This is a genomic window from Bacteroides sp. 1_1_30, from assembly GCF_020982715.1.
In the GTDB taxonomy this organism is placed as follows: Bacteria; Bacteroidota; Bacteroidia; order Bacteroidales; family Bacteroidaceae; genus Bacteroides; species Bacteroides xylanisolvens.
Window position 1 is genome coordinate 43,585 of record NZ_JAJKHN010000045.1, and the last position, 10,703, is coordinate 54,287.

Consider the following 10,703-nt stretch of genomic DNA (forward strand, 5'->3'; position numbering starts at 1 on the left):
TCTGGAGAGTAAAATTCGTGATATATGTTTTTTTTCTATTAATTGCGACTAACAGTATCTTGATGAAAAAACACGGATTTCAACTTTCATGAAATCCGTGTTGATGATTGACTGTTTGGCTTATTTATAGACTCTTGATGAATCAAAAGTTTTCCACCATTCTTCATTCTTAGTACCGCCACTTGTTACCCAACTTTCGAACAGCGAGTAAGCAGATTTGATATTCACATATTCCAAAGGCCATTTGAAGTCTGTCGGAACCATGATTCCCCATGCCAGGTTGTCTTTACTGATGTAATATCTTTTGCGGGAAGTAGAGCTATCGTCGTTGTTGCCTCCGAACAAGTCGGTATTTGCTAACTTAGTGGGTTGGTAACCGACGATATGGATCTCTTTACGTTGGTTTCTGTTTCCTTCTACGAAGATGAACACATTCAGTTTGTTGATATTAAGCTCATCCACAGAAATAGGGTTGCTGAACTTGATTGTGAAACTGATATTTTTAGGATTCGTATTGGCAGAATGATCTTTAATGGTATTAATCTGTTCGTAACGGTCTCTTCCCAATGCGTTGTGAGCATCGTCAAATAATGGGATAACAGCATAGTCCTGGCCGTTCTCAATCTTATTACTATTCACATTAAAGTTTTTAGCAAGAGAGTTATCACTGAACACCACCGGTTGCGTGATAGCACTGGCAGGAATACCGTCCAGCATGATAGCAGCTCCGATGCTCTTCGTAGCTCCGGCAGCCGATAAATCAAGACTTAGCGTGAACTCTTCTGCCTTATTATCCTTGTTGATGGAAATCTTTCTTTCTTTGATAATCAAAACAAGGTCGTTCATATCGTAATCTCCATATAAAGGCCACTGGTCTTCAAATAGATAAGCGTAATTACGAGTATCATCCATGATGATCGGGAATTTAGGATCTTCTGGTTCTTCTCCTTCATTTCCATTATTCTTAGTACCCGTGCAGACATCTATCACGACTTTGGATTCTCCCATTCTAGTGAAGTATGCGCCATTTTGTACATGGAAGTTGTTCCAATATGGGCTTTTTTCAACATGATTATCACATTCAATAACTAAATTTCCGTCATACGTAAAACCTTGTCCGGTTATAACCGGAGATTTTATCATAGAAGTATTTTCGCCTTTTCCGTAAAATTTAGCATGAGCCGTATTCATGTAAATACTTGTAGTTGCATCCAGCATAGAACCATTGCTCAAGTTGACTGTCCCATTAACAAACTCCATCGTAGGAGCTTTTAAATATCCTTGGGTAAAGTTGAATGTTGCTCCGTTTGCATAGAAAGAAGTTGTGGCTTCCAGGCTGCAAGCATTGTTGAATGTTGTATTGATGAGGCTGATGGTTGTAAATCTCATGATGTTGTTATTGGTAGCAACAGCATTAGAATTTGCAATTAATTTCTCTCCATAAATCTCTCCGTTATTTTCCAATGAGAAATTAGCTGGCAGATTTAATTCATCTTCCAGCTCTATCTTATTGTCATTCACAATTTTTGTGTTAGAGTTGATCGAGATATTTTTGCTGGTTATGGTTCCTTTGTTGTAGAGTGTTGCACCGGAATGTAGAGTCATGGTGTTTGTCACAGCCAGTGTCCCCCAGTTTCTTAATGCAGCAGGCGCTCCATTGGTGAATGATACATCGTCTGCGTTTACTTCTCCTTTTTCCATGATAGTCAGCATGGAGTTTCTGATGAACGTCATGGTTCCTGATGCATTAATCTTTGCATTGTTCATCACAATGATTTCAATTCCGTTCTGGAATTGGAAAGTTGCAGGAATAGTCCATTGGGCATCTACATAAACTCTGGTTGCAATATCACCGTCATATCCGTCAAATTTGAATATACCATTATAGTCAGAGGTGATTTTGTAATTAGCATTACGCAGTAAAGTAGTTCCTGTCATTTCTGTAACTTCCTTAGCGTCAGCTGGTATGGAAGAATAATCCGGTTTTTCAAATGCGAGGCTTCTTGTAGCGACACCACGACTCATTAATGCTCTATTTTGTGCTGCAGATTCTGCATAATAGAGCTTACAGGTAATATTATCGCTGTTTTCCGGCACATCGAACTGATATACCTGTTCACGTCCTCTTGGGTCGGTTTGTTTCACGTAAATACCCTTTTGAGTGGGAAGCAGGCTGACAGCAGCTGTAAATTTAAAGTTGTTTTCTTTGTTAGCTGTCCTTGTAGCGAGTACGGAAGCATTTTCGTTAGTCAAAGGATCTTCTGCATATATTTCAATTAAATAAGCAAATTGCCCTCCTTCTTCATCTTTCACTTCGACTGAAACATTTTTAGTGGTTATCATGTTCCAATTGATATCATCGGGAGCAGCAAAGCCGTCTCCCATCGGGTTAGGTGTTTCATAAGACGGATCATAGAGATCCTTTCCGGAGTCCACACAACTAAACATAGTACCTGCTATTGCTATTGCAATAATGGGCACAAATTGAACTGTTTTCTTCATCATAATGTATTATTGCTTGATTGTTTGTAACCAAATCCATCACAAAAATAACTGCATATCTTTTATTGGAAATGTTTTTTCTGTTATTTTATAGAGTGAAAACAACTATACTTCTGTTTTGGTTCTTCTTTGGCTCGTTTAGGTTTGATGAAGTCTCGATGATGGTGAAGAGAAATCCCTTGATTTTCACTTTTATAAGACTGCTCTGCTTAAAATGAAAATCAAAGGATTATATTAAGTGTATTTAATTTAAGACTTAGTAATTTCTCCTATTAAGCAGGAGTTCATTTTATATCGGATATCCTTGTTGGGTAATCCATGTCCCAATAAAAACATGAGCTTTGTTATGGCACATTCGGGAGTGCTGTCATATCCGCTGATTACACCTGCTTCCAAAAGGTGCATTCCTGTTTCATAACGTCCCATCTCTACTGCTCCGGAGGCACACTGTGTGATGTTGACAATGATAATTCCGCGATCGGTAGCTTCCTTTAGTTGGCGGATGAACCATTTCTTTTGCGGGGCATTTCCTGAACCGAAGGTTTTCATGACAACTGCCTTCAATCCGGGAACATGAAGCAGAGAAGTTACGATACTCTCCTGAATACCAGGGAAGAGGGTCAAAATAACTACATTAGTGTCAAATAGATAATGTGGCTTTAATGGTTTTGTCGGGTCCGGTTTCCGGATGAGATTAGGTTCATATTTGATGTGGATGCCTACCCGTGCCAAGGGTGGATAATTGAAAGAGCGAAAAGCGTTAAAATTCTCCGCATTAATTTTGGTAGTACGGTTGCCACGCATCAAATGATTTTCAAAGAAAATACATACTTCAGGAACAATGGCCGTACCATCCGTGTTTTTGGCAGCTGCGATCTCAATGGCTGTGATGAGATTTTCTTTTCCGTCTGTGCGCAAAGTTCCGATTGGTAACTGGGAACCGGTGAGAATGACGGGCTTGCTTAGGTTTTCGAGCATAAAGCTTAATGCAGAGGCTGTGTAAGCCATCGTATCTGTTCCGTGAAGGATGACAAAACCATCAAAATAATCATAATTGTAATTGATAATCTTTACTAGCTTTGCCCAGTAAGCAGGTTCCATATCCGAAGAGTCGAGAGGGGGATCAAATTGGTAGGAAGAGATGCGGTAGTTGAATCTTTTTAGTTCGGGTACATGCTTAAGCAAATGATCGAAGTTGAAGTTTTCTAAAGCACCTGTTTCCGGATTCTCTATCATTCCGATAGTTCCACCCGTGTAAATTAACAAAACGGAAGGGGTTTCTGCTCTCATAATTGTTGAATTACTGTTAAAACGCTGGCAAAGATAGGAAAAAATAGTGATTTATGATTTATGAATTATGATTTATGAGTTTTCGAATGATTTTGTAGATTTATCATTCATGTGAACCTCCCTCACATCCCTCACACTTGATTAATTTATTAGAATTACCAATGCCCTGGATTCAACTGCTGATTCGCATAAATCATAATTCATAAATTATAAATCATAAATCATTTCACCGCTTCTTTTAATTTAAGGATGGCTTTTTCCGGGTCTTTTTCTTCTTCGAGCAGAGTAACGAACTTACTGCCGATGATAGCTCCGGAAGCGTGTTCGCAAGCTGCCTGGAACGTCGCTTTATTGGAGATGCCAAATCCTATCATCAACGGATTGTTCAGATGCATATCTTTTATTTTCTTGAAGTATGCCTGTTTTTGTTCGTTGAAATTCTGTTGTGCTCCGGTAGTTGCTGCTGATGAAACCATGTAAATGAATCCGTCGGTATGTGTATCTATTTCGCGTACCCGTTCTTCGCTGGTCTCCGGTGTGATGAGCATAATCACTTTGATGTTGTAGCGCTCTGCAATGATACGATAATGTTCTTGATAATCACGGAAAGGGAGATCGGGGATGATAACACCATCAATACCGCATTCCACGCATTTACGGCAGAAGTTTTCAAATCCGAATTGCATGATTGGATTTAAGTACCCCATGAATACAAGTGGTATTTTTACGTCCTTGCGAATATCCCGCAATTGTTCAAAAAGAAGTTTTAAAGACATGCCGTTGCGCAATGCTTGGGTAGCGGCATTCTGGATAACAATGCCGTCTGCCATCGGATCACTGAAAGGAATACCGATTTCAATCATGCTTACTCCATGTTTTTCGAGTGTGCGGATTACATTGGCAGTACCATCTAAAGTGGGGGTGCCGGCACAAAAATAAATAGAAAGTATGTCTTTCTTGTTGCTATTGAAAAGTTGATTAATTCTATTCATGACGTTGGAATTTTAAAGTGATGATTTTAATTCGTTTAAAAATGTCCGGATACGCTCCGGATCTTTTTCTCCCGGTTTGGTTTCAAAACGGCTGTTGAGATCATATCCGGCAAGCCGGGGATGCTTGAATTCTTTCAGGGCATTGGCACTGTATGAGTTGATACCTCCGCTCAAAAGGAAAGGTACATCTCCGTTATATGTGTGTAATATGCTCCAATCAAATTGATTTCCCGAACCACCATATTGCTCGCATTTGGTATCGAACAGAAAAAGATCACAGACTTTTTCGTAGTCATACACCTTTTTCAAGTCTTTGGGGCGGTCTACGGAAAAGGCCTTGATGATTTTCAATCCGGTAGAATGTAAGGACCGGCAGTATTCCGGCGATTCATTTCCGTGGAGTTGCACATCATTCAGTCCGAAACGATCAGCATACATGCTGACCACTTGCTTATCTTCATTGACAAAGACGCCGACACGCCGGGCATGAGTGGGCAGGTAAGCCGGAAGCTCGTAGACACATCGGGGAGATTTAGGATAAAAGATGAATCCCAGCATATCTATGCCTTCGATAGCCTCTACGTCCTGTATGTTTTCAGCTTCTCGCATACCGCATACTTTGATAATTTTTCCGTTAATCATAGGGCTGTCCGTTTTGAATAATTAGTTTATTGAATGGCTTGCAGGAAATTCTGTAAAGTTTCTCCCGGTCGCTGTGTTTTCATAAATGTTTCGCCGATCAGGAATCCCCGGAATCCGGCTGCCCGGAGGCGTTTAACTATTTCCGGATCGGAGATGCCGCTTTCAGATACCAGTACCGAATCTTGAGGAAGTTGTCCGGCCAGGCGGAAAGAGTTTTCTACATCGGTGAAGAAAGTACCCAGATTACGGTTGTTGATACCTACCATATCTATTCCTTTGTTGATGTACGCCAGTTCTTCGGAACTATGAATCTCTAATAAGACCTCCAGTCCTAATTCATGGGCTTTTTCTGCAAGTTCATTGCATTTTTCCGGTTCTAGTGCGGCTGCAATGAGAAGTACGGCATCTGCACCAACAATTTTAGCTTGGTAAAGCTGGTATTCATCAATGATGAAGTCCTTTCTAAGGATGGGAATTTCCACCAAAGGGCGTGCGGCGCGGATATCTTTCAGGCTTCCTCCGAAAAACTTCTCATCAGTAAGGATGGAAAGGGCGGAGGCACCTGCCGCTGCATAGGAGGGAACGATCTCTTCCGGACGCGCTTCTTCTTGTATCCATCCTTTGGAAGGAGAGCGCCGCTTGAACTCGGCGATAATACCTGATGTGGAAGAGGCTAATGCCTGCTTCATAGAGCGGGGAGTCGGAGATTCGCTGATACCTTCCTGTAATTGTTCGATAGAAATAGCCTGCTTTTGCAGGTCAACTTCAAATCGTTTGTTTGCTATAATCTCGGATAATATATCTTTCATTAGTTCGTTTGTTTTTATATTTATAATCAGACTTGCTAATCGTAAATCAAATTAACTATTCAATTCGATGAATTTTTTTAGTGTTGCTAATGCACGTCCGCTTTCCAATGATTCTTTGGCAAGAGCAATACATTCTTCAATTGTCTTTTCCGGACGAATCACATGGATAGCGAAAGCAGAGTTGACTATCACTACATTTTTTTGAGCTTCCGTAGCTGTATTATTCATGATATGATCGAAAATCTTAGCTGCATCTTCCGGTGTTTGTCCGCCATCCAGATCAATATCCTTATAACGGGAGAAGCCGAGGCTTTCGGGAGTGTAAATCTTTTCATGATCGCTGGTTGCCACTTTAAACTCATTGGTCAGAGAAATCTCATCATATCCGTCAAGGCTATGAACAACGGCAAATTTCGTCTTGCTTTCCTGATAAGTATAGGTGTAAAGGCGAAGTAACGGTAGATTGTAAACTCCTAACAATTGGTAAGCAGGTAATACCGGATTTACCAATGGACCGAGCATATTGAAGAAAGTGCGCACTGCCAATCCTTTACGAACCGGAGCTACTGCTTTTAATGCCGGATTGAATAAAGGGGCATGCAGATAAGCAAGATTGCATTTTTCCATGCTGCGACGCAGTTGGTCTACATCACTGGTGAATTTTACACCGTGTTGCTCCATTACATTACTGGCACCACTGACCGACGTTGCTCCATAGTTACCATGTTTCACAACCGGGAAGCCGGCTCCGGCAACTGTGAAGCAGGAAGCTGTAGAAATATTGAATGTATTTTTTCCGTCACCTCCGGTTCCTACGATATCAATCGGAGCGAAATCACTCAAATCGACCGGAATACGCATTTCCAACAGTGCGTCACGGAAACCGCATAATTCCTCTACGGAAATATTACGCATCAGAAAGACGGTGATGAGTGAGGCCACTTGCACATCGTTATATTTCCCTTGCGCGATGTTCTGTAGAATGGTGCGCGCTTCATCGCGTCCCAAATATTGATGTTCGAAAAGTTTGTATAGAATCTGTTTCATAAGTTTAATCGTTTAAGAAGTTTTTGATAATTTCTTTTCCTTGCGGAGTTAATACTGATTCGGGATGGAACTGAATACCATGTACATTATACGTTTTATGGCGGATTGCCATGATTTGTCCCTCCTGGCTTTCTGCTGTTATTTCCAGACAGTCCGGAAAGCCTTCCCGGCTGACTACCCAGGAATGATATCTTCCAACAGGGATTTCTTTTCCTAATCCTTCAAAAAGCAGGTCCTGACGAATGATACTTACCGGAGTTTGTACGCCATGATATACTTCTTTGAGATTTTCCAGACGTGCTCCGAAGGCTTCGCCGATAGCCTGATGACCCAGGCAAACCCCCAGAATGCTTTTGGTCGGAGCGTATCTCTTAATAATAGGTAGTAACAAGCCGGCTTCTTCGGGTATGCCCGGTCCGGGAGACAGGATGATTTTATCAAAACGATCTACTTCATCAAGCTCTATCTGGTCGTTGCGGACTACTTCTATATCTGTAGCCCCTAATTCTTTCACTACATGCAGCAGGTTATAAGTGAAAGAGTCGTAGTTATCTAAAAGTAATATTTTCATTTTTATTGTCATTGTAAAATGGTTGTTCAAATACTATCTCTGCTTTTCTGCCTAAAGAAATAGAAGCGTTTAGGCAACGGGAATCTTTTTTCAGGCAACAGCAATTATTTTTTAGGCTGACTATTTTGGCCGGTTAATTTTTTAATTTGACAGCTAAATCAATTGCTTTTTTCAGTGCTCCCAGTTTATTGTTCACCTCTTGCAGTTCGTATTCATCTTGGCTGCGTGCTACGATACCTCCTCCGGCCTGGAACCAGAGTTCGTTGTTGCGGCTTACAAAAGTACGGATGGTGATTGCTTGGTTTAATTCGCCATTCAATCCGATAAAACCGATACAACCACCGTAGGCTCCACGATTATGTGGCTCGATTTCACTGATTAACTGCATAGCGCGTACTTTGGGGGCGCCGCTTAACGTACCGGCCGGGAACGTGTCAATAAACGTTTTTATTTTGTCTGCGCCTTCATTCAGCATACCACTGACACGGCTTACCAAATGAATAACATGGCTATAATATTGCGGTTCCTTATAGAATACCACGCGTACGTCATGGCAATTACGTGAAAGATCGTTTCTTGCAAGATCAACCAGCATGACATGCTCTGCATTTTCTTTAGGGTCGGCCAGTAAAGCCTCTGTCAATTCGCGGTCTTTTACTGTGTCTCCCGTGCGACGGGTGGTTCCGGCAATCGGATCAATGTAGGCGCGGCCGTTTTCGATTTTGCAATGTGTTTCCGGCGAAGAACCAAAGATACGATATCCTCCGAAGTCGAAATAGAAAAGATAAGGAGAAGGATTGATGCTGCGGAGTGCGCGATAAACTTTGAAATCATCTCCGGCGTATGGTTGGATAAATCTTCTGGAAAGCACGATTTGGAAAACATCTCCGCGCATACAGTGTGCGATTCCTTTGCGCACATTTGCTTTGTGCTCTTCGTCGGTGATGGGGCTGGTTACGGGGCCTGTTACAGAGAAATTGTAGGAAGCATAATTCCGGTTTTCGATGGCTGCTTCCAGTTCCGGCAAACCGCTTTCTTCTCCTTCGGACAACATTTCAACTAATGTCAGCTCATTTTTGAAATGATTGAAAACAATGACATACTTATATAATATGTATAGTAAATCCGGAGCATCGTTTTGCTCATCATGACTTTCTTTCACCGGGATGTGCTCGAAGTACTTCACGGCATTAAACGTCGTATATCCGTAAAGTCCGCATACATTCTTATTATCTCCGGCCACCTGAAACTGATTGATAAACCGGTTCATGGCCTTTTCTACATTGAATGTTTTTGTCAGCGGTTCTTCCGTACGGCTATTATCGGGATAGTTGGCAGTGACAATGCCACCGTTTACACCGATGCTTGCCAAGGGACAAAGGGCTATAAATGACAGGGAATTTTCTCCGGCATGATAATCGGAACTTTCCATTAATGCGGATTGAGGATACATGTCGCGTACTTTCAGATAAATGCTGACGGGAGTATGCATATCTCCGAGCACTTGTTTGCTATGGGTAGTATAATTAAATGTTTTCATTTCTATAATTGCTTGATTATTGATTGCGAATGATGGTTGACTAATTATTTATAGCTGTTCGTTAAACGACAAATAGGTTTCAATATCTTTGTCTCCTCGTCCCGAAACAGTCAATACAACGATATCTTCCGGCTTGAACTTCAATTTTTTCAAAGCTCCTAATGCATGGGCGGATTCCAATGCAGGGATAATACCTTCGAGTTTGGTTAGTTCGTAGGCAGCTTCTATCGCTTCGTCGTCGTTGATTGCCAATACGTTGGCACGGCTTTGGGCGGCAAGGTTAGCGTGTATCGGACCAATGCCCGGATAATCTAGTCCGGCGGAAATGGAGTATGGTTCCTCTATCTGTCCGTCCTCGTTTTGGATGACATAGGTACGTGCTCCGTGGATAATTCCCATTTTGCCGAGTTGGATGGTAGCGGCGGTCATTCCGGTTTCTATTCCTTTACCTCCCGCTTCCGCCAGGATAATGCCTACCCGTTCGTCGTTGATATAATGATAAATCGTTCCGGCAGCATTACTTCCTCCTCCCACGCAGGCTATCAGATAATCCGGATAATCGCGTCCTTCTTTTTCTTGCAGTTGCTTTTTGATTTCTTCGCTGATAACAGATTGCAGACGTGCTACCATGTCAGGGTAGGGATGAGGACCTACGGTAGATCCGATGATATAATAAGTGTCGGCAGGATGACAGCACCAGTCGCGGATCGCTTCGTTGGTTGCATCTTTCAGAGTCATGTTGCCGGAAGTAACGGGGATAACGGTGGCTCCCAACATTTTCATTTTCTCTACATTGATGTGCTGGCGTTCTACGTCCGTCTTTCCCATATAAACGATACATTCCATATCCATCAATGCACAGACGGTAGCTGTTGCTACTCCATGTTGTCCGGCTCCGGTTTCGGCGATGATACGCTTCTTTCCCATGCGGCGTGCCAGTAAGATTTGTCCGATGGTGTTGTTGATTTTGTGAGCACCTGTATGATTCAGGTCTTCCCGTTTCAGATACAACTTGCAACCGTACTTTTCAGAAAGGCGTTTGGCCAGATAGAGTGGGGAGGGACGTCCTACGTAGTCACGTAGCAACTGGTCGAACTCCTTCTTAAAATCTTCGCTTTCAATCACTTCGAGGTACTTATTCGTTAGTTCCTCAACACATTTGTGGAGGATTTCTGGTACGTAAGCACCGCCGAATTCTCCGTAATAGCCATCCTGGTCAACTAAAAAACTTTTCATAATCCTATCTGTATTTTTATGTTATTATTGAATCTGTTTTGAAACGGGTAAATAAAAAGAGCCCTGTCGCAGGT

9 protein-coding genes are annotated in these 10,703 nt (G+C 42.0%); all 9 read right to left on the reverse strand.

Going from position 1 to position 10,703, the window contains the following annotated elements; translation table 11 throughout:
- Window positions 1-120 precede the first annotated feature (120 nt).
- Window positions 121-2,505, reverse strand: coding sequence for an LruC domain-containing protein (locus LPH68_RS14510; protein ID WP_074705270.1), 2,385 nt, complete (start codon window positions 2,503-2,505; stop codon window positions 121-123).
- A gap of 246 nt (window positions 2,506-2,751) precedes the next feature.
- Window positions 2,752-3,792, reverse strand: coding sequence for an asparaginase (locus LPH68_RS14515; RefSeq protein ID WP_004316615.1), 1,041 nt, complete (start codon window positions 3,790-3,792; stop codon window positions 2,752-2,754).
- Between the two features lie 221 nt (window positions 3,793-4,013).
- A complete protein-coding gene (gene trpA / locus LPH68_RS14520) occupies window positions 4,014-4,784 on the reverse strand; it encodes a tryptophan synthase subunit alpha (RefSeq protein WP_004316614.1) in 771 nt (256 codons plus the stop codon).
- 12 nt (window positions 4,785-4,796) lie between these two features.
- On the reverse strand, window positions 4,797-5,426 hold the full coding sequence (locus LPH68_RS14525) for a phosphoribosylanthranilate isomerase (protein ID WP_008640637.1): 630 nt from the start codon (window positions 5,424-5,426) through the stop codon (window positions 4,797-4,799).
- A gap of 26 nt (window positions 5,427-5,452) precedes the next feature.
- A complete protein-coding gene (gene trpC, locus LPH68_RS14530) occupies window positions 5,453-6,235 on the reverse strand; it encodes an indole-3-glycerol phosphate synthase TrpC (RefSeq protein WP_074705265.1) in 783 nt (260 codons plus the stop codon).
- A gap of 51 nt (window positions 6,236-6,286) precedes the next feature.
- Window positions 6,287-7,282, reverse strand: coding sequence for an anthranilate phosphoribosyltransferase (trpD, locus tag LPH68_RS14535; RefSeq protein WP_004316609.1), 996 nt, complete (start codon window positions 7,280-7,282; stop codon window positions 6,287-6,289).
- Between the two features lie 4 nt (window positions 7,283-7,286).
- Window positions 7,287-7,853 carry an aminodeoxychorismate/anthranilate synthase component II gene (locus LPH68_RS14540; protein WP_008770619.1) on the reverse strand — a complete coding sequence of 189 codons (567 nt, stop codon included), beginning with the start codon at window positions 7,851-7,853 and terminating at the stop codon, window positions 7,287-7,289.
- Window positions 7,854-7,986: 133 nt separating this feature from the next.
- Window positions 7,987-9,393 (reverse strand): anthranilate synthase component I family protein, encoded by a 1,407-nt coding sequence (locus tag LPH68_RS14545; protein WP_074705262.1) that lies wholly within the window; start codon window positions 9,391-9,393, stop codon window positions 7,987-7,989.
- Window positions 9,394-9,441: 48 nt separating this feature from the next.
- The gene (trpB, locus tag LPH68_RS14550) at window positions 9,442-10,629 is read right to left on the reverse strand and encodes a tryptophan synthase subunit beta (RefSeq protein WP_007752215.1); all 1,188 of its coding nucleotides are present in this window, start codon (window positions 10,627-10,629) and stop codon (window positions 9,442-9,444) included.
- Between the last annotated feature and the right edge of the window lie 74 nt (window positions 10,630-10,703).